The 21527-nt window shown below is 56.3% G+C and carries 22 protein-coding genes and 1 tRNA gene; 15 read left to right on the top strand and 8 right to left on the bottom strand.

Annotated elements, in window-relative coordinates:
- Positions 1 to 142: 142 nt before the first annotated feature.
- Complete coding sequence (locus ACR0B8_RS03015; RefSeq protein ID WP_226688587.1) at positions 143 to 1576, top strand: sensor histidine kinase; 1434 nt, start codon at positions 143 to 145, stop codon at positions 1574 to 1576.
- Between the two features lie 825 nt (positions 1577 to 2401).
- Here the strand turns inward: ACR0B8_RS03015 and ACR0B8_RS03010 are convergent.
- Positions 2402 to 2488: transfer RNA gene (locus tag ACR0B8_RS03010), tRNA-Leu, on the bottom strand.
- A 142-nt stretch (positions 2489 to 2630) separates the two neighbouring features.
- Between ACR0B8_RS03010 and ACR0B8_RS03005 the strand changes: the two genes are divergently transcribed.
- Together ACR0B8_RS03005 and lipB are read left to right on the top strand one after the other, a co-directional pair.
- The gene (locus ACR0B8_RS03005) at positions 2631 to 3290 is read left to right on the top strand and encodes a DsbA family oxidoreductase (protein WP_226688588.1); all 660 of its coding nucleotides are present in this window, start codon (positions 2631 to 2633) and stop codon (positions 3288 to 3290) included.
- Positions 3291 to 3329: 39 nt separating this feature from the next.
- A complete protein-coding gene (lipB, locus tag ACR0B8_RS03000; protein ID WP_170374827.1) occupies positions 3330 to 3986 on the top strand; it encodes a lipoyl(octanoyl) transferase LipB in 657 nt (218 codons plus the stop codon).
- Positions 3987 to 4275: 289 nt separating this feature from the next.
- Here lipB and ACR0B8_RS02995 read toward each other — a convergent pair whose 3' ends face one another.
- Positions 4276 to 5220, bottom strand: coding sequence for a cation diffusion facilitator family transporter (locus tag ACR0B8_RS02995; RefSeq protein WP_170357908.1), 945 nt, complete (start codon positions 5218 to 5220; stop codon positions 4276 to 4278).
- A gap of 81 nt (positions 5221 to 5301) precedes the next feature.
- Between ACR0B8_RS02995 and ACR0B8_RS02990 the strand changes: the two genes are divergently transcribed.
- On the top strand, positions 5302 to 5727 hold the full coding sequence (locus ACR0B8_RS02990; protein ID WP_170357906.1) for a MerR family transcriptional regulator: 426 nt from the start codon (positions 5302 to 5304) through the stop codon (positions 5725 to 5727).
- Here the strand turns inward: ACR0B8_RS02990 and ACR0B8_RS02985 are convergent, their stop codons facing one another.
- Positions 5728 to 6147 (bottom strand): HIT family protein, encoded by a 420-nt coding sequence (locus ACR0B8_RS02985; protein WP_170357904.1) that lies wholly within the window; start codon positions 6145 to 6147, stop codon positions 5728 to 5730. It lies immediately after the preceding gene.
- A gap of 305 nt (positions 6148 to 6452) precedes the next feature.
- Here ACR0B8_RS02985 and ctaD point away from each other — a divergent pair, with 305 nt between their 5' ends.
- The 4 genes from ctaD to ACR0B8_RS02965 all read left to right on the top strand — a co-directional run bounded on the left by ctaD (position 6453) and on the right by ACR0B8_RS02965 (position 10542).
- Positions 6453 to 8111 (top strand): cytochrome c oxidase subunit I, encoded by a 1659-nt coding sequence (gene ctaD, locus ACR0B8_RS02980; RefSeq protein WP_170348353.1) that lies wholly within the window; start codon positions 6453 to 6455, stop codon positions 8109 to 8111.
- Positions 8112 to 8272: 161 nt separating this feature from the next.
- The gene (locus tag ACR0B8_RS02975; RefSeq protein ID WP_170357902.1) at positions 8273 to 9301 is read left to right on the top strand and encodes a bestrophin family protein; all 1029 of its coding nucleotides are present in this window, start codon (positions 8273 to 8275) and stop codon (positions 9299 to 9301) included.
- Positions 9302 to 9406: 105 nt separating this feature from the next.
- A complete protein-coding gene (locus ACR0B8_RS02970; RefSeq protein WP_170348351.1) occupies positions 9407 to 10006 on the top strand; it encodes a 2-hydroxychromene-2-carboxylate isomerase in 600 nt (199 codons plus the stop codon).
- Positions 10007 to 10050: 44 nt separating this feature from the next.
- Complete coding sequence (locus tag ACR0B8_RS02965; RefSeq protein WP_170357900.1) at positions 10051 to 10542, top strand: DUF2244 domain-containing protein; 492 nt, start codon at positions 10051 to 10053, stop codon at positions 10540 to 10542.
- A gap of 25 nt (positions 10543 to 10567) precedes the next feature.
- On the opposite strand, the gene ACR0B8_RS02960 is transcribed toward ACR0B8_RS02965, so the two are convergent.
- A complete protein-coding gene (locus ACR0B8_RS02960) occupies positions 10568 to 11053 on the bottom strand; it encodes a GatB/YqeY domain-containing protein (RefSeq protein ID WP_170348349.1) in 486 nt (161 codons plus the stop codon).
- Positions 11054 to 11236: 183 nt separating this feature from the next.
- Between ACR0B8_RS02960 and carA the strand changes: the two genes are divergently transcribed.
- Positions 11237 to 12403: a glutamine-hydrolyzing carbamoyl-phosphate synthase small subunit gene (gene carA / locus ACR0B8_RS02955; protein ID WP_170357898.1), complete on the top strand. Its 1167-nt coding sequence runs from the start codon at positions 11237 to 11239 to the stop codon at positions 12401 to 12403.
- Positions 12404 to 12487: 84 nt separating this feature from the next.
- Positions 12488 to 14365, top strand: coding sequence for a glycosyltransferase (locus ACR0B8_RS02950; RefSeq protein ID WP_170357896.1), 1878 nt, complete (start codon positions 12488 to 12490; stop codon positions 14363 to 14365).
- Here ACR0B8_RS02950 and ACR0B8_RS02945 read toward each other — a convergent pair whose 3' ends face one another.
- Positions 14366 to 15013, bottom strand: a complete 648-nt coding sequence (locus ACR0B8_RS02945; protein WP_170348346.1) for a GntR family transcriptional regulator — start codon at positions 15011 to 15013, stop codon at positions 14366 to 14368.
- A gap of 100 nt (positions 15014 to 15113) precedes the next feature.
- Here ACR0B8_RS02945 and ACR0B8_RS02940 point away from each other — a divergent pair, with 100 nt between their 5' ends.
- The 3 genes from ACR0B8_RS02940 to ACR0B8_RS02930 all read left to right on the top strand — a co-directional run bounded on the left by ACR0B8_RS02940 (position 15114) and on the right by ACR0B8_RS02930 (position 17366).
- A complete protein-coding gene (locus ACR0B8_RS02940) occupies positions 15114 to 15758 on the top strand; it encodes a pyrimidine 5'-nucleotidase (RefSeq protein WP_170357894.1) in 645 nt (214 codons plus the stop codon).
- Positions 15759 to 15844: 86 nt separating this feature from the next.
- A complete protein-coding gene (locus ACR0B8_RS02935; RefSeq protein WP_170357892.1) occupies positions 15845 to 16093 on the top strand; it encodes a hypothetical protein in 249 nt (82 codons plus the stop codon).
- A gap of 76 nt (positions 16094 to 16169) precedes the next feature.
- The gene (locus ACR0B8_RS02930) at positions 16170 to 17366 is read left to right on the top strand and encodes a UbiH/UbiF family hydroxylase (RefSeq protein ID WP_226688589.1); all 1197 of its coding nucleotides are present in this window, start codon (positions 16170 to 16172) and stop codon (positions 17364 to 17366) included.
- A gap of 10 nt (positions 17367 to 17376) precedes the next feature.
- Here ACR0B8_RS02930 and ACR0B8_RS02925 read toward each other — a convergent pair whose 3' ends face one another.
- A complete protein-coding gene (locus ACR0B8_RS02925; protein WP_480657778.1) occupies positions 17377 to 18504 on the bottom strand; it encodes an aminotransferase class V-fold PLP-dependent enzyme in 1128 nt (375 codons plus the stop codon).
- Positions 18505 to 18737: 233 nt separating this feature from the next.
- On the opposite strand from ACR0B8_RS02925, the gene ACR0B8_RS02920 reads away from it, so the two are divergent.
- Positions 18738 to 19439 (top strand): GntR family transcriptional regulator, encoded by a 702-nt coding sequence (locus ACR0B8_RS02920; RefSeq protein WP_226688591.1) that lies wholly within the window; start codon positions 18738 to 18740, stop codon positions 19437 to 19439.
- Positions 19440 to 19445: 6 nt separating this feature from the next.
- On the opposite strand, the gene ACR0B8_RS02915 is transcribed toward ACR0B8_RS02920, so the two are convergent.
- Positions 19446 to 19904 (bottom strand): Lrp/AsnC family transcriptional regulator, encoded by a 459-nt coding sequence (locus tag ACR0B8_RS02915; protein ID WP_226688592.1) that lies wholly within the window; start codon positions 19902 to 19904, stop codon positions 19446 to 19448.
- Positions 19901 to 20356 (bottom strand): Lrp/AsnC family transcriptional regulator, encoded by a 456-nt coding sequence (locus ACR0B8_RS02910; RefSeq protein ID WP_226688593.1) that lies wholly within the window; start codon positions 20354 to 20356, stop codon positions 19901 to 19903. Before ACR0B8_RS02910 ends, ACR0B8_RS02915 begins: the two co-directional genes overlap by 4 nt.
- A 131-nt stretch (positions 20357 to 20487) precedes the next feature.
- On the opposite strand from ACR0B8_RS02910, the gene ilvC reads away from it, so the two are divergent.
- On the top strand, positions 20488 to 21510 hold the full coding sequence (gene ilvC / locus ACR0B8_RS02905) for a ketol-acid reductoisomerase (RefSeq protein WP_170357880.1): 1023 nt from the start codon (positions 20488 to 20490) through the stop codon (positions 21508 to 21510).
- The last annotated feature ends 17 nt before the right edge of the window (positions 21511 to 21527 follow it).

The following is a 21527-nucleotide window of genomic DNA, read 5'->3' as shown; positions in this document are numbered from 1 at the left end:
ACATCAGAATCTTGCGTGAAACGCCAACAATTACGGTGGCCTTCAAAGGATTAGCGCCAAACTGTGAACCCAATTCAGACCAACTAAGTCCTCATTATGCCGCTAATGGTACTGTCCAAGCGCGAAAAACGAAGACATCTAGATGACAGCCATCGACGCCAATCTGCCGGACCGGGATTCTGGTGAAACGGAAAACCGGCTTCTGCAAAACATAATAGATTATACTGCCATGAGCTTTGCGCTTCTGTGGCAGCGGCAGGCTATTTATCTGGCCACGACCATTTTGACTGCGTTCTTCTTCGATCCCGTTAACGCCATGCTGTTCTATGGGACAATCCTCATATGCGAAGCGCAAGATTTATTGCTGGCCAAACGCGTACCGCGCTTAAAGCCAGATCAGCACAAAGCAATTGGTATGATGGTTGCTTGGATTCTGTTGAACACGATCCTCAGCTCAACTGCAATCTGCCTGTATGCTGTTTCAGTTGCTTTCGCACAACCCGCCGGCGGTCACTTTACTCCAATGTTCTTCTTGTTTGCTGCGGCGTTGTTTGCTGCAATGAACAACCATCAGTTTCTGTGGGCAATGATTGTCCGTCTGACCATGTACGGCGTATCGTTCATGTTGATTGTCGTCAAAGATATCTGGACCGAACGCCCCGAGCTTTCATCTGAACTCTGGCTGCACTTCTTCACCGTTATCTTTGTAATGTACTTTCTGATTGACTGTTCGATGGTGTTTCTGAAGCTCTACCGCAGGAATTTGGAACAACTCGAAAAGCTCAAAGCAGAGCACGAAAGAACAAAAGCGGCCTACATTGCGAAAACTCAGTTCATATCGACAGTTAGCCATGAACTGCGTACGCCTCTCACTTCGATCAAGGGATCACTTGACCTAATCAACACAGGCGCATTGGGTGAAGCTCCAGAATCAATGCAAAGCCTCATTCATTTAGCAGGTAAAAACTGCGAACGGCTCGCATCCCTAATCAATGATGTGCTGGACATTCAAAAAATGGAAGCGGGCGAGATGAACTACCGTGAAGGAACTGTTGATGTACATGCGCTGATTCAGGAAGCGATTGCATGTAACACGGGATACACCAGTGCTCACAACGTAGAAATTGTAGAAGACTTAAGGGGAAACAATGATCTATACGTTAAAGGTGATGCCTCCCGCCTTCTTCAGGTGTTGGCCAACATTATCTCCAACGCAGCTAAATTCTCCCTTGATGGAGGCGAGATAACCGTCGGATGCGAGAAAGTCGGCGGGCATATTCGCCTCTTCGTCAAAGACCATGGCATCGGGATACCTGAGGGGTTCCATGACAAAGTTTTCGATTGCTTTTCCCAGATAGACTCCTCCGACGAACGTCACGCAGGCGGTACCGGACTCGGGATGCACATTTCAAAGGAAATTGTTGAGCATTTTGGCGGTACAATAGACTACAGAAGCAAACTTGGTGAAGGCACAGAGTTCTTTGTTATGTTTCCCGCGATAAGCGGGCACGAGGTAGGTTCCGCCGGAGCAGAGCACACCTCACTAACCTGCGCCGTGCAATCCAAGCAACTTTAGCCGAATCCCACTAAGCAGGTCACCATGCTCTTTCGAAGGAATCCCATGGTTTCAGAGCGGATTCTTCGCAGTAAAGTTAACGCCAAAACTACATGACCTCATGACAAGCTTGAAACCGCCTGCGGTAAAATGAGGGAGCCTGCATATTGCCAATGCAACTCCAAAAAAAGAAAATGCTGTTCCGGTCATGAGATCGGAACAGCAAACTCGTTACCAGGTACATTTCCGAAGATGCAGTAGATTTACAACTTTCGGCAAAAAGGCCTACTACTTGCAGGCCGCGATATTTCAAAGAACATCATAAGGGATGAGCTGTCCAAGCACCGGTAATTTCTCGTGTTTTGTTCGTTTCAGTTGTTCTAATTGATGTAAACCGGAAACAAAGAAGCCAATGACCGCCGGACTGTCAACATATTCAGCTTCTTCATCGATTCGGCGCACTCTATTTGAACTAATTCACTCAAGTTTTGACGCCCAACTCAGATTGTATGGTCTTCACAGTTCTTAAGCCCGTATTGCACGTTTATCTCAATACTCGCGCTGATCAGCCTTCACATGTGCGGCAGCTAATTACGTTGACGCCCTCATACAGCCTTTTAACCAGCAGTGGAGATTCATCATCGATAAACAGTAGTTGGTGGAAGCCATTTATGTACTTGTTCGGTTGTCGGGCACTCTACTCGACGATCGGAGGCATCAGCGCACGCGTGCAGAAACAGCGAAAGCGACTACGTTGCGCCGATGACCAAATCACAAGCCTTCAGGTGGACCAAGATCGTTCACGCCAACATGATAAATTGAAATTACACAACGAGATGAATTATTTGGTGCGGTCGAGAAGACTCGAACTTCCACGGGTGTTACCCCACAGCGACCTCAACGCTGCGCGTCTACCAATTCCGCCACGACCGCACTGCCAGTGACTTGGTAGTGGGGCGTATAGACGCAGATGATCAGGATGTGAAGAGACAAAAACACGCCAGTTTGAATTCCCCGCCTGCATTCATATCTGTATCGTTAACGTATCCTTCATCTTCCGCTCAGGAGTCTGAACATGACTGCCGCAGATCCCCGCCCCATCCTTCAGATCGACATCATTTCAGACGTCGTCTGCCCCTGGTGTATCGTCGGATTTCAACAGCTTGATCTGGCTCTGAAGCAGGAAAATGTTCTGGCGCGCCTTAGATGGCATCCGTTTGAACTGAACCCCAATATGCCGCCCGATGGTCAGAACCTACGCGAGCATATCATGGAGAAATACGGCTCGACCGCTGAACAGAGTCAACTGAATCGGGATCGGCTGACGCAGTTGGGGGCCGAGCTCGGGTTTGCGTTCAATTTCAATGAAGACAGCCGAATGGTGAACACCTTTGCGGCCCACCAACTGTTGGACTGGGCCGAAGCTCAGGGCCGCCAGCATCCGCTGAAACTGGCCCTGTTCAAGGCGTATTTCACCGACCAGAAGGATGTGTCGAAGGTTGATGTGTTGCTTGAAGCGGTTGCCGAGGCCGGTCTGCCCGTTGATGCGGCGCGATCTGCGCTGGAATCCGGTGCGCATGTCGCCGCAGTACGTAAGAAGCAAGAGTTCTGGACCAGCCGGGGTATTTCCGGTGTCCCGTCGATGGTGTTCGGCGGCAAATATCTGGTGACTGGGGCACAGGGCACAGACACCTATGCCCAGATTCTGCAAAGGTGCCTGGCCGAGGCCGCCTGACCCCTTCCCCTTGCCGCACCTGCGCGATATGGAACCGCCATGGAATGGAAGATCACCGACGGGTTAACTGATTACACTGAAGCCGTCGCCTTTATGGAGGCGCGCGTCGCGGCCATCGCTGCGGGCGAGGCGGACGAGTGTGTCTGGCTGCTGGAACACCCGCCGCTCTATACGGCAGGCACCTCGGCCCGGTCCGAGGATCTGACGGATCCAGATCGCTTTCCGGTCTATGAAGCAAAGCGTGGTGGAGAGTATACTTATCACGGCCCCGGTCAGCGCGTGGCTTATGTCATGCTGGACCTGAACAAACGCGGTAAGGACGTGCGGGGCTTTGTCAAAAAGCTTGAGACTTGGGTGATCGCAGCCTTGGCCGAGTTCAACGTTAAAGGCGAAATTCGCGACGGCCGTGTCGGCGTGTGGGTGCAACGTGATGACAAGCCGCTTACGGTGACCGGCCAGCCAGCCGAAGACAAGATCGCAGCCATTGGATTGCGCCTGCGCAAATGGGTCAGCTTTCACGGTATCTCAATCAATGTTGAACCTGATCTTGAGCATTTTTCCGGCATCGTCCCCTGTGGAATCAGCGAGCATGGTGTGACGTCTCTGGTCGATCTAGGCTTGCCTGTAACGATGGCCGACGTGGACGCTGCCTTGCAAAAAACCTTTGCGGATAGTTTCGAAACGGCCATCGCATAGCCTGAATTCGAATCGCCAAACGCGGCAAGGCGAATTGACAATTCCCCCTCAGAATTCCCTTTGTTTCCGAACCCGTATGCAATCTGCCATTTAGCCCGTTAATTTTGAGTTTATTTGGCGGAAAGCTCACTCAGAACGATACAAATTGCGCGTTAACGGGTAGTCTAACTTTACCGTTCTAGAGTGAGTGGTGTGTTAAACCGGTGATCCCGGAAGACCTGGGTGTCGGAAAAAGTGTTTGTTTACGAGTCTGCCGTTCCGACCCCAAAATCGGAACGGCAATTCCTTTTCAGGACCCTTGCAAATTGTCATGTCCAAACCGGGGCAATGCTGCATGCGTTTTGCCCGCGCGCTCTAACTCCAATGTGACATGCCCGATTGCGAACCGCGACCTCAGGGTTTTTTTCACCAACAGTCTTATGGTTTCCGCGTCTGTCCAGCTTTGGGCGTCGATCTCAAGATGCGCGGTCAGGGCTGGTTCCTGCTCCTGCATGCTCCAAAGGTGGATATGGTGGACACCGGCCACTCCTTCAGTGGCTTCGATCGCGGTGGCCACATCCTCGGGCGACAGATTGGGCGGCGCGCCCAGCATCAGCACCCGGATCGTTTCTCCGATCTCAGATTTCACGTGCCACAGGATGTAGACCGAGATCAGGATCGTCACCGCAGGGTCGACCCAGGTCCAGCCAAACAGTATGACGGCCGCACCTGCGACGATGACGGCAACCGACCCCAGAGCATCGGCGACATTGTGGATAAAGGCCGCACGGATGTTCATGCTGTCCTTTGACATCGAATAGGTCAGCGCAGCGGTGATAAGGTCGACGATCAGAGCTAGCGCTGCGATCCAAACAACCATCCACCCGTTGACAGGCTCGGGCTGGAAAAACCGCATGACACCTTCGTACAGCAGATACACCGACAACACGATCAGTGTGGTGTAATTGACCAGCGCCGCGACCACCTCGGCGCGACCATACCCAAAGCTCATACGCGGATCGGCGGGGCGACGGGCAATCTTACGCGCGAAAAAAGCGATGATCAGCGCGATGGCGTCCGAAAAATTGTGCAATGCGTCTGCAATCAGTGCCAGAGACCCTGAAAGGATGCCGCCGATGACTTGCGCCAGGGTCAGCAGCATGTTCACCCCTATCGCCCCTGCGACGCGCATATCGCCTGCGTCCGGGTCGATATGGTGATGGTTATGTCCCTCGTGGCCGTGATGATGCGCCATGGTGCCGGTGTTCCTTGTTTTGGCTGCACAGCACATGTAATTCCTCTAGTCACTAGAGGTTCAAGAGAGGAAAGCCGAAAAATGTACTCGATCGGAGAGCTTTCCCGGCGAACCGGCGTCAAAGTGCCCACAATCCGGTTTTACGAAGACAAAGGGTTGCTGCCAAAGCCGGAAAGATCGGCTGGGAATCAGCGCCGGTATGACACTGCCGTATTAAATCGGTTGCAGTTCATTCGCCACGGGCGAGACCTTGGCCTGCCTTTAAGCGATATTGAGGCACTGTTATCCTTGGAAGGCGCGCATGGCGATGATTTGAACCGGGCACATGAAATCGCCGAACGTCAATTGGCGGATGTACGCGAGCGTATCGCCCAATTGGTCAGGCTTGAGGTGGAACTGACCCGTATCGCCTCGGCTTGTGACGGTGGGCACGACCATGTTTGCGCCGTGCTCCACACGTTCGGCGACCACAGCGCGTGCCTTGGGCCGCACGACGGCAAGGGGTGATCAGACCAGCGCTGCTTTGATCTTGTCCGCATGCTGGGCGATCAGGTCGAAGTCACCCATCTTGCCCGGAGGCCGCATGGCAACACCTTCCTGACGCGGCAGGATGTGGAAATGCAGGTGAAACACCTCTTGTCCGCCTGCGGCCTCGTTAAATTGCTGAACGGTGACCCCGTCTGCGTCAAACGCCTTGACCACAGCGTTCGCCAGCTTCTGCACGGTTGCCGTCACGGCAGCCAGTTGCGCAGGTGATGCGTCCAGCAGGTTCCGGCAGGGTGTTTTGGGGATCACCAACAGATGCCCGTCGGACCGCGGCATGATATCCATAAAGGCCAGCGTTTCGTCATCCTCGTACACGCGGGTCGCGGGAATTTCCCCGCGCAGGATCTTGGCAAAGATGTTGTCGGGATCGTAAGCGGCCATATCTTGTCTCCGGTTTCGGGAATTGGGGATAGTTCTGCGACCCACACAACCGGGGGTCAAGGCGGAACTCTGCCACGCCGCACGAATGGGCAGAAGCGGACCCTTGAAATTTTGACAGCCATCGCCAGATAGGGCCTGACTGAGACCAAGAATTCGCGGGATTTCCTCCCACCCGCGACAATTATTCTTGATCCAGATCAAACTCGGCCATTGAAGGTGCCCCCTTCGCCCTCTAAAACCAGCAGGAATCCCGCGCGCCAGAGAGGTCTGGCTGCGCGGTGCAGTTGCAACAGGAGGCACCTATAATGGCAGACGCAGCCATTCATGGTCACGAGCATGAAGATAATCGCGGATTCTTTACCCGCTGGTTCATGTCGACCAACCACAAGGACATCGGGATTCTGTACCTGATCGTCTCGGCACTTGCCGGTCTGATCTCGGTTCTGATGACCGTTTACATGCGGCTCGAGCTGATGCACCCCGGTGTGCAGTTCATGTGCCTGGAAGGCTTCATGGCCGACCCGTGTACCCCGAACGGACACCTGTGGAACGTGATGATCACCTACCATGGTGTTCTGATGATGTTCTTCGTTGTCATCCCGGCTCTTTTCGGCGGATTTGGCAACTATTTCATGCCGTTGCAGATCGGCGCGCCGGATATGGCGTTCCCGCGGATGAACAACCTGTCCTTCTGGCTGTACGTCGCCGGTACCTCGCTGGGCGTGGCATCGTTGCTGAGCCCCGGTGGGAATGACCAGCTTGGTTCGGGTGTCGGATGGGTTCTATATCCGCCGCTGTCCACGACCGAGGGCGGCATGTCCATGGACCTTGCGATCTTCGCCGTACACGTATCGGGCGCCTCCTCGATCCTCGGCGCGATCAACATGATCACCACCTTCCTGAACATGCGTGCCCCTGGCATGACGCTGTTTAAGGTGCCGCTATTCAGTTGGTCGATCTTCGTCACTTCGTGGCTGATTCTTCTGTCGCTGCCGGTTCTGGCCGGCGCGATCACCATGTTGCTGATGGACCGCAACTTTGGCTTCACCTTCTTTGACCCGGCAGGTGGCGGTGACCCGATCCTGTATCAGCACATCCTGTGGTTCTTTGGCCACCCGGAAGTGTACATCGTGATCCTGCCCGGCTTCGGCATCATCAGCCACGTGATTGCGACCTTCGCACGCAAGCCGATCTTCGGTTACCTGCCAATGGTCTGGGCGATTATCGCAATTGGCGTTCTGGGCTTCGTCGTATGGGCGCACCACATGTACACCGTTGGCATGTCGCTGCGTCAGCAGGCGTACTTCATGTTGGCCACAATGGTCATCGCGGTGCCGACAGGCGTCAAGGTCTTCTCGTGGATTGCCACAATGTGGGGCGGTTCCATCGAGTTCAAGACGCCGATGCTGTTTGCCTTCGGCTTCCTGTTCCTGTTCACCGTTGGTGGTGTGACCGGCGTTGTACTGTCGCAGGCAGGTATCGACCGCGCCTATCACGACACCTACTATGTCGTTGCGCACTTCCACTATGTGATGTCGCTGGGTGCTGTTTTTGCAATCTTTGCCGGTGTCTACTTCTACTTCTCAAAGATGACTGGTCGTCAGTACTCAGAGTTCTGGGGCAAGGTTCACTTCTGGCTGTTCTTCATCGGCGCCAACCTGACCTTCTTCCCACAGCACTTCTTGGGCCGTCAGGGCATGCCCCGCCGCTACATCGACTATCCTGAGGCTTTCGCCCAGTGGAACTTTGTATCGTCGATCGGTGCGTTCATTTCCTTCGCTTCGTTCCTGCTGTTCTTCGGCATCGTGATCTATGCCCTGCTGCGTGGCGCGAAAGAGACTCGTCCGAACCCTTGGAACGAATACGCGGACACGCTGGAATGGACCCTGCCCTCGCCGCCGCCTGAGCATACGTTCGAGCAGCTGCCAAAGCAGGAAGACTGGGACAAAGGCCACGCGCACTGATCCCGCAGTCCGATAAACCCATTAAAGCCCCGCCTTGAGCGGGGCTTTTTTTGTGTCCGGTCTCTGCACCCTGTCCGGCACGTGCATAGACACATCCAGCACCATGGGAATAGTATTCAAAAACAGGAATTCAGGGCGCCCCGGCGGAAGACACGCATACCATGATACTTCATGATGGCATTTCGATCAGAAAACTGCTCAAAGGTTCGGTCGGTTTTATCGGTATCGTTCTGGCCTGGATTTTACTGGTTCAGGTGGTCGATGAACTGACGCCGATTGACCTGATTTCGAATCCCAGCCCACCAGTAGCGATGTTGGGTTTGGCAGTGGCGTTTTTTCTGGGCTTCAAGAACACTTCCACCTATGGCCGCTGGACAGAAGCCCGCGGGGTTTGGGGTGATATCGCCAATACAAGCCGGGACTGGGGCAATACGATCAGTACCCTGGTTCAACCAAATGGCTCAGTGATTGAAGAAGACCTGCGCGATGAACTGATCGAGCGGCACATCGCCTGGATAAACATGCTGGCCTATCAGCTGCGCCAACCTGCAATTACCGGTCGCAAACGCAGGCCATGGATGTTCGGCCACAAACCCGTATCAGGCCTCGAAGACCTGCATCAAAAACCCGAAAGCTGGCGGAACAGTCAACTTGAGGCGGATTTGCCGCTGTTAGAGGACAAGACCAACCGCGCGGCCTGTCTTATCAACCTGCAGGCCCGTCGTTTGTCAGATATGGCGCAACAGGGAAAGATCGACCCCTTCTGGCACGTGGCGCTGATGGATCGCTTATCCCGGTTTACGACGGCGCAAGGCCAGTGCGAGCGGATCAAAAACACTCCATTCCCGCGTCAGGTTGCCGAGGTCGGCCGCCTGTTCAGCTGGATATTCATTTTCCTGTTGCCTCTGGCCTTCAACGACGAACGTTCCATCATGGTGGGCACCGATGCCTCGATGATTAGAACAGTGCTGTTCGACTGGATGACCTTTGCCCCTGTCGGCGCGCTGGTTTGCTGGATCTTCTTTGTGACCGAGCGCGTCAGTGCCTCGATGGAGGATCCGTTCGAAGGGGATGTCACCGACGTGCCAATCTCGGCGCTGTGCCGAACAATCGAGATCGATATGCGTCAGATGACCGGCTGCGGTGTTGCGCCCCAACCCGCGCAACCTGTCGAAAAAGCCCTGTTTTGAACAACGTGCCACCACGATGGTGAACCGCGTGTTTCAGGCAAAATTCGAAACTCCGACCATTTTAGGGTATGATAGGCGAAGGAACTCTGAGATCGGAGTGATTACATGCCCGAAATTGATTTTTGGTATTCCATTGGCAGCACCTACAGCTTCCTGACGATCATGCGGCTGGATGATTGGTGCGACGAACATGACGTTGCCGTAACTTGGCGGCCCTTCAACGTACGCACGGTCATGGCGGATCAGAAGAATATTCCCTTTGCAGGTAAACCGGTGAAGTCTGCATATATGTGGCGCGATATCGAACGTCGGGCCGCAAAATATCACATCCACGCCAAGCTGCCCGTACCCTACCCGATCTCGGACCTGGCGCTTGCCAATCAGGTTGCCTTGCTGGGCATGGGCGACGGCTGGGGCAAGAATTTCACGCTGGCCCTGTATCGCATCTGGTTCGAAGAAAACATCGAAGCCGGCAGCGAAACCGCGATCTCAGAAGCGCTGCACAGATGCCAGCAGGACCCGCGCCTGGTACTGTCCCGCGCTCGCAGCCCTGATACCGTGGCCGCACTTGAAGCGGAAACCGAACGGGCCGCCAAGCTGGGTGTTTTCGGCGCCCCCAGCCTTGTCGTCCGCGGCGAAGTTTTCTGGGGAGATGACCGACTGGACGACGCGCTGTCCTGGGTGCGTGTTGGCCACGTTGCGTAATCATTTCCCTTCGAAACGCCACAGCATTGCGCTACATAACAGTCATGCCCTACCGATGGACAAAAACGTCTGAAACTGAACAGGAATTGCGCCTCTGGCCGCATAATTCACTGCCTCCACGCGGGGCGATGATCGTGATTCTGTCCGTGTTTCTGTTTGGACTGATCCCCCTGTTGGCAGTGCTTGGGTCGATCATCCTTTGGGGGCTTTTGCCTTTCCTGCTGATAACCGTTCTGGGACTGTGGCTGGCGATCCAGACCAACTATCGCGCGCGCAGCGTGTTCGAGATTCTGACACTGACTGGCACGCGGGCGCACCTCGTCCACCATGACCCGCGCAGCGGTCAGCAAGAATGGACCTGCAACCGCTATTGGGCCCGCCCCGAAATGCATAGACGCGGTGGGCCTGTCCCGAATTACGTGACACTGACCGGAGATGGGCGCGAAGTTGAAATCGGGTCATTTCTGTCCGAGGAAGAACGCATCGCGCTATACGACGACCTGATACAAAAACTGCGCGAACCGGTCGCGCAGTAAAAGCCGTTTCAGACTGAAAGACGGATCAGCAACCGCCGCCTGTTGCCGCGCAAAGTTGATCTTTGACCATCGGCCCGACTTTGCCAAAATCCATCTGGCCGGTGTACCGGGTCTTAAGTTCTCCCATCACTTTGCCCATGTCGCGGATCGAACCCGCACCTGTCGCAGTGATTGCCGTTTGAATGGCCTTGGAAACCTCGTCATCGTCCAATTGCTTGGGCAGAAACTCCTCGATGACTTCAACCTCACGCAACTCGCGCTCGGCCAAGTCCAGCCGTCCGCCTTCTTCATAGGCGCGCGCGCTTTCCTTGCGCTGTTTGGTCATTTTACCAAGAATTTCAAGGACCTCGGTATCGCCGCAGCCCTTGGCCTCTTCGTTTTCTGCAGCCCGCGAGGCAATATCGCGGTCCTTGATTGCGGCATTGATCAAGCGCAGCGTCGACAGACGCTCGGCATTCTTGTCTTTCATTGCTTGCTTCAGGGCTGAGTTCACCCGTGATCGCATATCCATATGTTCTGTCCATCCCCATGGAAAAGGAACCCTGACCATATCGAAACAAAAAGCGTGATACAACAGGGGGTGAATATCGCTAAGTAATTGATTTTCCACAATAGCCCAAATTTTGAACAGACTTGACCCAGCGCCACAACCCCCTTAGGTATGCGCCGATTTACCCAGCAGGAGAGTCGCCCCATGGCCCAGAACGCCCCGTCCAAGCCCACCGCATGTCTGGCTTTGGCCGACGGAACATTGTTCTACGGGATGGGCTTCGGTGCCACCGGCCAAACCGTGGCCGAGTTGTGCTTTAACACTGCCATGACCGGATATCAGGAGATCATGACCGATCCCTCTTATGCCGGTCAGATCGTGACCTTTACTTTCCCCCATATCGGCAATGTCGGTGTAAACCCCGAGGATGACGAAACCGGCGATCCGGTTGCTGCCGGGATGGTGGTCAAATGGGACCCGACCGATGCGTCCAACTGGCGCGCAACCGAAGAGTTGAAGACCTGGCTGGCCAGCCGTGGCCGCATCGCTATCGGCGGTGTGGACACCCGCCGCCTGACGCGCGCCATCCGGCAGCAAGGCGCGCCGCATGTGGCGCTGGCCCATGACCCCGAGGGCAATTTCGACATCGCTGCGCTGATTGCCGCTGCACGGGGTTTTGCTGGGCTTGAAGGCATGGATTTGGCCAAAGAGGTCACCTGCACCCAAAGCTATCGCTGGGATGAGATGCGTTGGGCCTGGCCCGACGGATACACCCGTCAGGAAGCCCCCGTGCACAAGGTTGTCGCCATCGATTACGGTGCCAAGCGCAACATCTTGCGTTGCCTGGCGTCGGCTGGATGCGATGTAACCGTATTGCCCGCCACCGCGACAGCGGCCGAGGTACTGGCCCACAATCCTGACGGACTGTTCCTCTCCAACGGCCCCGGCGACCCGGCCGCAACGGGCGAATACGCCGTGCCGATGATCAAAGAGGTTCTGGACACCACCGAACTGCCGGTCTTTGGCATCTGCCTTGGCCACCAAATGCTGGCGCTGGCGCTTGGCGGTCAGACCGTCAAGATGAACCACGGCCACCACGGCGCCAACCACCCGGTCAAGGATATGGACACTGGCAAGGTCGAGATCACCTCGATGAACCACGGCTTTGCGGTGGATGCGCAATCCTTGCCCGACGGCGTTGTGGAAACGCACCGCTCGCTGTTTGACGGGTCAAACTGCGGTATCCGCATGACCGACCGTCCGGTTTATTCGGTACAGCACCACCCCGAGGCCTCGCCCGGCCCACAGGACAGTTATTATCTGTTTGAACGCTTTGCTGAGGCAATGGCAGCCCAGAAAGCACAGGCATAATAGCCAGTTCGATCATAGTTAACCTGGTGTTAACCTAAATTGCGCAACCCTGACGTCTGGTAACCGCGTCAGGGTTGTTTCATTATGGTCGAATTAAACCTGCAGCATTTCGCGCGTGCCGCACCGATCCCTGCGCAAGACCGTAAGCCATTGGGGGCGTGTCTGATTGATCGAGGTCTGATCACCCGGTCACAACTGGACGAGGCGTTGTTTCTGCAATCCTGGCAACAGGCACTGCTGGGCGAAATTCTGGTGGCCGAAGATTGGGTCACCCGTAAGGATATTCTCTGCGCGCTGTCCGAACAAACCGGTCTACAGATTGCCGATATCAACAGTTCGCCCCCGCCCCTGGAACTGTGTCAATTTAAACCAGTTGAATTCTGGCTGAAACATAACGTCATTCCCTGGCGCCGCCTGGGTCCAATCCTGCTTGTGGCAACTGCGCGACCCGATCTGTTCCCCGCCGTGCGCAGCGGGTTTGAGGATGCCGGTTACACCGTCATGCCGGTACTCGCCGGTGCCGATCAGATCGACAACACCATCGCGCGCATTTACGCCTCTCCGCTTGCCCAATCGGCCGAGACGCGCGTGGAGCTGGATCAAAGCTGCAGATCATGGACCCCGAAATCTCGTATAGGACCCGCCCTTGCCCTAACAGGGCTTACGGGGCTGTTTGCTGCTTTCCCCACGACAGGGCTGACCGTTCTGGTCGCCGCCGCCGTGATCAGCCTTGTCTTGTTTTTGTGCCTGCGCCTTGCCGGGCTGCTGGCCTTTGTCTGGCATTCGGCAAAACACCGGCCCAGGGCAAACCCAGCAGCTCCGCCACAAGCGTTGCCTTGTGTGTCGATCATGGTGCCGCTTTATAAGGAACGTGAAATCGCCGACGCGCTCATTCATCGGTTGCAACGGCTTACTTACCCCAAGGCGCTACTGGACATTATTCTGGTGCTTGAGGAAACCGACGAGGTAACACGCGCCACTCTTGCTCAGGTTGCTCTGCCCAGTTGGATCAGAACCGTCGAAGTGCCCGAGCTGAACGGTCTGACCACCAAACCCCGCGCCATGAACTATGCGCTGGATTTCTGCCGCGGCGATATTCTGGGTGTCTGGGATGCCGAGGACGCGCCGCAGCCTGATCAGATCGAACGTGTCGTCCGCCATTTCGCGCAGGCGGACGAAGATGTTGTCTGCTTGCAGGGCGTATTGGACTACTACAACCCTCGAACCAATTGGCGGTCCCGCTGTTTTACCATTGAATACAACAGCTGGTTTCGGGTCGTCCTTCAAGGCGTCGCGCGGCTTGGGCTTGTTGTGCCCTTGGGCGGAACCACGTTCTTTTTCCGCCGCGACAAGCTGTTGGAGTTGGGCGGCTGGGACGCCCACAACGTCACCGAGGACGCCGATCTTGGTGTGCGCCTTTCGCGCGCGGGCTATCGCACCGAAATGGTGGACACCGCCACCTATGAAGAGGCCAATTTCCGCGCCTGGCCTTGGGTACGACAAAGATCACGGTGGCTAAAAGGGTTCATGGTGACCTACCTGGTTCACATGCGGGCCCCCACGCGGCTGCTTCAAGATCTGGGGCTATTTCGGTTTTTAGGCGTGCAGGCCTTTTTCCTGGGAACTGTCGGGCAATTCCTGCTGGCACCGGTTCTGTGGCTGTTCTGGCTGAAAAGCTTTGGCTTGGCCAGCCCACTAGACCTCATTCTCTCTGACAACGCTCTGGCGGCACTGATCGGCCTTTTTCTAAGCGCCGAGATCATCAATATCGCAGTTGGCGCCATCGCCGTTTCAGCACGTGAAAGGCGGTTTCTATTGCCATGGGTGCCGACCATGCCGCTGTATTTCCCATTGGGTGTTCTGGCGGCCTATAAAGCCTTATGGGAATTGGTGCTGAACCCGTTCTTCTGGGACAAAACGCAACACGGGCAGGCCAGTGAAGAAAGCCTGCCGCCCGCGTGATCAGTTCTCACGCAGAACCGCGTCCTGTTTCAGCCGCGTCATGAACGCCACAGAAATGTGATCCTTGAGCGCGCGTGCCGCGGCCTCTTCGTCGCGCGCAGCGATGGCTTCGACAATTCCCTTATGTTCGCTCTGCGCAATCTCACCGCGCCCTTGCACCGCCAGCGACGTCGTGGCCATCAGCGCCATGGTGCGATGCACAAGATCCAGCTGCTGCACCAGATAGCGGTTGTGCGAAGCCAGATGTATCTGCTCGTGAAACCGGCGGTTCGCCCGAGACAAAGCCTGAGGGTCGTCGACCAGCGCGTCATCCTCGGTCACCATTTCCTGCAGCACTTTGATTTCTTCTTCGGTGGCGTGCTTTGCGGCCAGCTTGGCCGCTAACCCTTCCAACTCGCGTCGTACGACGTACAACTCGGCCATCTGGTTGTGGTTCAGCGAGGCCACGATCAGTGACCGCCCGTCCCGCTCCAAGAGGGATTGCGTTTCAAGTCGCTGCAGTGCTTCGCGAATAGGTGTGCGCGATACACCGAACCGTTCGGCAAGCTCGCTTTCGACCAGACGGTCGCCAGGCTTGTAAACGCCTACGTCGATCGCTTCGAGAATTAGGCTATAGGCGTCTTTGGACGGCTGTCTGGACTGGGGCATATGGTGGTTTGTCTCCTCGTTCGGATATGTCTATCCGTCACTTGCCCTTTGGATCAAGAGCAGCATTGAAAACCGTGCCTTTGCGGCCTAAACAAACCCCATGGTCAAACCAGCTTTTGCTCACGTCACCCAATGGGTGTTCGACCTCGACAACACGCTCTACCCGCCGCATATGCGCCTGTTCGATCAGATCGAGGTGTTGATGACGGATTACGTGGTGCAGGCTATCGGCGTTGACCGGGCCGAAGCGGATCGGCTGCGCTCACATTACTGGCGGCAATACGGAACTACGCTGGCTGGGCTGATGGCCGAGCATGATCTGGACCCCGATCCCTATCTGCACGCCGTCCATCAGGTCGACATGAGCCACATGGACCCCGATGCCGAACTGGCCGATCACATCCAATCCCTGCCCGGTCGTCGGATTGTGTATACCAACGGCAGCGCGCCCTATGCGGAACGTGTACTTGAGGCGCGCGGCCTCAACGGTCTGTTCGATGCAATCTACGGGGTCGAACACGCCGGTTATCGCCCCAAGCCCGAACAGGCAGCGTTTGAGGCGATCTTTGCGCAAGACGGAATCGATGCTGCGCAGGCCGCCATGTTCGAGGATGACCCGCGCAATTTGGCCGCCCCGCATGCAATGGGAATGCGCACCGTCCACGTCGCGCCCGAGCCGCACGAGGCGGACCATATCCACCATCACACAAACGATTTGACCGCCTTTCTGGCCCGCCTGCGATAGGCTGTCACACTGCGACGATCTGCACATTCTGCAGGTGCAAAATCGATCCTATATGCGCCTCAGCGACGAACAGAATCGGAGACCCCATGAGCGCGATCGAGATGCCTCGGCGTCTGCCTTTTTGGCAGCGCCTGTTGTTTGCAATCCCCGTTTTCGGCTGGCTGGCCCGCGATGCCGCCAACGGAACGGCCGAGGATTGGTATTACACGGCAGCGGCCATTTTCAGCATGTGGGGATGTTCGGCGCTGCTCTTCGGTCTGCCAGGGCTATACATCCCGGCCGTCATGATGGTGCCGATGATGTTCATCCTGCTCATCCTGATCTCGCGCGGCTGACACACGGGACAGGATGTCACTTGGCACCGGCCTTGGAACCGAACTAGGTTCTGCCCAAGACTCGGAGACCAAGGCCATGACTGACAGCTGTGATATCCTGATTTCTGGCGGAGGAATCGCCGGACTGACCGCTGCGACGGTCTTTGGAACTGCCGGGTTCGACGTGGTTTGCGTCGACCCCGCGCCACCGATTACCGAACGAGATGTGGACGGATCCGACCTGCGGACCACCGCCTTTTTGCAACCTGCGCATGGGTTGTTGGCGCAATGCGGGCTGTGGCAACGGCTGGACGAATACGCGGCACCCCTTCAGATCATGCGAATCGTGGATGCAGGAGGCGACGTGCCCGAACCCCGCGTAGTGCGCGATTTCAACGCTGCCGATATTTCGGACCAACCCTTTGGTTGGAACCTGCCCAACTGGTTGCTGCGGCGCGAGATGGTGACCCGCCTGGCCGAACTTCCCAATGTCGACTTCCGCCCCGGCACCGGTACCGTCAGCCTGTTTACGCGCACCGCCGAAGCCCGTGTGGGGCTGAGCGATGGCAGCCGTATACGCTGCAAGCTGGTGATCGCCGCAGACGGGCGCAATTCCCCGATGCGCGAGGCCGCGGGAATCAACGTCCACACCACGCGGTATGGCCAAAAGGCGCTGGCCTTTGCGGTCACACATCCGATTCCGCACGACAATGTCTCGACCGAGATTCACCGTTCCGGCGGGCCGTTCACTCTGGTCCCCCTGCCCGACTGGCAAGGGCAGCCCTCATCGGCGATTGTGTGGATGGAGCGCGGCCCAAGGGCGGTTGAATTGCTAAACACCGACCCCGAGGCGTTCGAGACGCTGATGACCGAACGCTCTTGCGGGTTGTTCGGGCCGCTGAAACTGGCCTCGCGCCGGACGATCTGGCCGATCATCAGCCAGTCGGCAGAACGGCTGGCGGGCGAAAGGGTTGCCCTAATGGCCGAGGCTGCCCATGTGGTGCCCCCCATCGGCGCGCAGGGATTGAACATGTCACTGGGTGATCTGCGTACTTTGCTGGATCTGGCACAAGCACGACCCGATGGTCTGGGCGATGCTCAGATGTTGGACGCTTATCACAAGGCCCGCCACACCGAAATCGAGATGCGTGTCAAAGGTATCGACCTGCTGAACCGCGCCTCGATGATCGAGGCGCGTCCACTGCGGGATGCACGGGCGATGGGGTTGAGCGCGCTCTATTCCCTACCGCCCGTACGAAAGACATTGATGCAGATGGGCCTCGGCGTACGCTGAGGCTTCGCAATCAAAGAACCTGATCCAGTACACGCTTGAGCCGCGCGATTGTGCCATCAACGTCATAAAGCTTGTCCAACCCGAACAGACCCAACCGGAACGTGCTGAACCCTTCGGGCTCATCACATTGCAGCGGAACACCTGCCGCGATCTGCATACCCAAAGCGGCGAATTTCTTGCCATTCTGAACTTCGGGGTCCGACGTGTAAGTGACCACAACCCCCGGCGCGCCGAACCCGTCGGCCGCGACCGAGATCAGCCCTTTGTCTTTCAGCGTCGCCCGCACCCCGTTGCCCAGGGTCCACTGAGCGTCCCGCAACTTTTCAAAACCGTAATCACGGGTCTCGACCATGGTGTCCCGGAACGCTTGAAGCGCGTCGGTTGGCATGGTCGCGTGATACGCGTGTCCCCCGTTTTCATACGCCTGCATAATCTGTCGCCATTTCTTCAGATCTACAGCGAAACTGTCAGACGTTGTCTCCTCCAGTCGCGCTTCGGCCCGTTCGGACAGCATGACCAGACCGGCGCAAGGCGAGGCGCTCCACCCTTTCTGAGGGGCCGAAATCAGGACATCCACGCCGGTGGCCTTCATATCAATCCAGGCACAGCCCGAAGCGATGCAATCCAGCACCATCAATGCGCCAACCTCATGCGCGGCCTCCGCCATGGCAGTCACGTAATCATTCGGCAATATGAGGCCTGCGGATGTTTCCACATGCGGTGCAAATACGACATCGGGACGTTGCTCGCGAATTGTTGACACCACCTCTTCAATCGGTGCCGGCGCAAATGGGGATGGGCTGGAGTTTCCGGTTTGCCGCGCCTTGAGTACGGTCGCCGATGCCGTCAAATCCGCAGATTCGATTATCTGGCTCCAACGATAAGAAAACCACCCGTTGCGCACGACCAGAACTTTGGCGTTACGCGCGAATTGGCGCGCCACAGCTTCCATCCCATAAGTACCGCCACCAGGGATCACCGCAACGCCATCAGCGTTGTAAACATCACACAAGATGGACGAAATATCGCGCATGACAGTTTGAAACCGGGCTGACATGTGGTTCAGCGACCGATCCGTAAAAACAACCGAAAACTCTTCGAGCCCGTTCGGGTCGATACTTTCCAAAAGCGCGGGCATGATGTGTCCTTTCAAACTGTCCTTCAGAATTTTGAGGCCTTTTTCGAGAATGGTACAGCCTCAGTCTCGTGCTGATAATTGACGCAACGGAAGTCAAAATCCTAACAAAAAATTAACCACGAAAAGCTCTAATTGAACAACTCGTTGACGCCAAATAGTGTCACCACCCCTTTACACCCAGAGGTGTTTCTGAACAGATACATACACTTTGTACAAGAAAGGTATTGCTTCTCGTGACTGCTCAAAAGCGGATCAGTTTTCAGGTCGTACGTGACGAAGTTAAGCGGCGAATAGAAAGCCGGATTTGGCCACAAGGATCTCTGCTGCCGACAGAAACGCAGCTTGCTGAAGAATTCAATTGCGCGCGTGCAACGGTAAACCGCGCCCTGCGCGAGCTCGCCGAGCAAGGGTTCGTAGAACGCAAACGCAAAAGCGGCACGCGGGTAAAAAAGGAGCCCAGCAAACACGCCAAGCTGGAGTTTTCTCTGGCCCGTCAATCGGTTGAGAATCAAAACTCAATCTATCGCTATGCACTTGTTGAACGGAATGTCGTATCCAGCCCCGGTTGGCTGGCCTCGCAACTCAGCGTTTCGCCCGAAGCGCGGGTGCTGCATGTGATCTGCATGCACTATGCGGACAACCGCCCCTTTCAGCTAGAGGAGCGCTGGATCAACATCGACACAGTACCTGACGTTGAGCATGCGGATCTCAACACGCGGGGCCCCCACGAGTGGCTGCTGAACGTTGCCCCCTTTACCGAGGCTGAGGTTGCATTCTGCGCAATTTCCGCCGACGGGAGGCTGGCAGAATTCATGGGCACCACTGCCGGAACGTCGATGATTCAATTGGAACGCACTACTTGGAAAGATGGTATTCCGATGACCTTTGCCCGGATGACACATCACCCCGGCTATTGCATCCGCACCAAATACTAACCTTGCTTAGCCGATTGGGCCGGGCAAGCGCTCTTCGCTCAGCAATACGTTTGCCTCGACCTCACCCGCGCCGGGTAAGGTCATGATCCGCCGTCGCAGCACCCGTTCGAAATCGGACAGATCACGTGCAACTACCCTCAGGCGATAGTCGTAAAGACCCAACACATGTTCGACCATCTGCACCTCGGGGATGGCGCTGACGGCGCGCTCAAAGTCTTCAAGGCTGACTTGTCCCTTGCGCGCCAGTTTGACGCCCAGAAACACGGTCACGCCGAACCCCAACGCCTCCGCATTCAGACGCAGGCGACGGCCCTTGATGACCCCTGCTGATTCCAGCCGGCGGATGCGCCGCCAGGTTGCTGGTTGGGACAACCCCAGCTTGCGTCCCAACGCCCCGGCACTTTGCGTGGCATCCCGTACCAGCGCACGCAGGATGGTCCGGTCGGTTTCGTCCAGTTCAATCATACCGGCAACACCTCGTTCCGCTTGACCCGCGCGATATGCATCAGCGCTTCGATATCGGCTATGTGCGGCAGGGTTAGAATACGATCGCGATAGATTTGCTGATAGTGCGTCATGTCGCGTGCAATCACCGACAGCCTCACGTCCACACGCCCCAAAAACGTCTGAATTTCAATAACTTCCGAAACTCCCCGCGCGGCAACAGTGAATTCGTCAAACGCGCGCGGCTGGGTTTTGTCCAGCGTCACGCGCAGTGAAACCTCGACCGCATATCCCATCACCGGCCAATCAATGACAACCTCTTGCCCTAGAATGACACCCGAGGCCTGCATCTTTTCAACCCGGCGCCAGCACACTCCCGGACTGATCCCGCAACGCTCGGCCAATTCGGCCATGGTCAGGGTCGGTTCGGCCTGTAAGTGACGCAGAATGCGCCTGTCCATATCATCCAGCATGATTTTTCCGGTTAAGTCAGGTATCGCGCATAAATTTTCGCATTTCGCTTCAATAGTCGATTGTAAAGCGCTCGCCAATAGCTTTGGACCCTATTAGAACCGCAGCAACCGCATATGAAAGGACCTAAAACATGCGCGTCTATTACGATCGCGATTGCGACATCAACCTGATCAAAGACAAAAAAGTAGCGATCCTGGGCTATGGCTCGCAAGGTCACGCTCATGCGCTGAACCTGCGCGACTCGGGCGCCAAGAACCTGGTTGTCGCTCTGCGCGAAGGGTCGGCATCCGCCAAGAAAGCAGAAGCCGAAGGCCTGACCGTCATGGGCATCGCCGAAGCGGCGGCCTGGTGTGACGTCATCATGTTCACCATGCCCGACGAACTGCAGGCCGAAACCTACAAGAAATACGTGCATGACAACATCAAGCCGGGCTCGGCCATTGCCTTTGCCCACGGCCTGAACGTCCACTTTGGCCTGATCGAGCCGAAAGAAGGTGTCGACGTCATCATGATGGCCCCCAAAGGCCCCGGCCACACCGTGCGTGGCGAATACGTCAAAGGCGGCGGCGTACCCTGCCTGGTGGCCGTGGATAGCGACGCAACCGGCAAGGCGCTGGAAATCGGCCTGTCCTATTGCTCGGCCATCGGTGGCGGCCGTTCGGGCATCATTGAGACCAACTTCCGCGAAGAGTGCGAAACCGACCTGTTCGGCGAGCAGGCCGTTCTGTGCGGCGGTATCGTTGAGCTGATCCGCTGCGGTTTTGAGACTCTGGTCGAGGCAGGCTATGCGCCTGAAATGGCCTATTTCGAATGTCTGCACGAGACCAAGCTGATCGTTGACCTGATCTATGAAGGCGGCATCGCCAATATGGATTACTCGATCTCGAACACTGCCGAATACGGCCAGTACGTCACCGGCCCGCGCATTCTGCCCTATGAGCAGACCAAGAAGGCGATGAAAGAGACCCTGTCGGACATCCAAACCGGTAAGTTTGTGCGTGACTTCATGCTGGAAAACGCGGTTGGTCAGCCGACCATCAAAGCGGCACGCCGCCACAATGACGAGCATCAGATCGAGCAGGTCGGCAAGAAACTGCGCGACATGATGCCGTGGATTTCTGCTGGCAAGCTGGTAGATCAGGAAAAGAACTGATCCTGAATGTTCTAATC

The organism is Ruegeria sp. BH6, from assembly GCF_056538105.1.
Note: the sequence above shows the minus strand (reverse complement) of the source record. Positions and strands in the feature narration are given on the sequence as shown.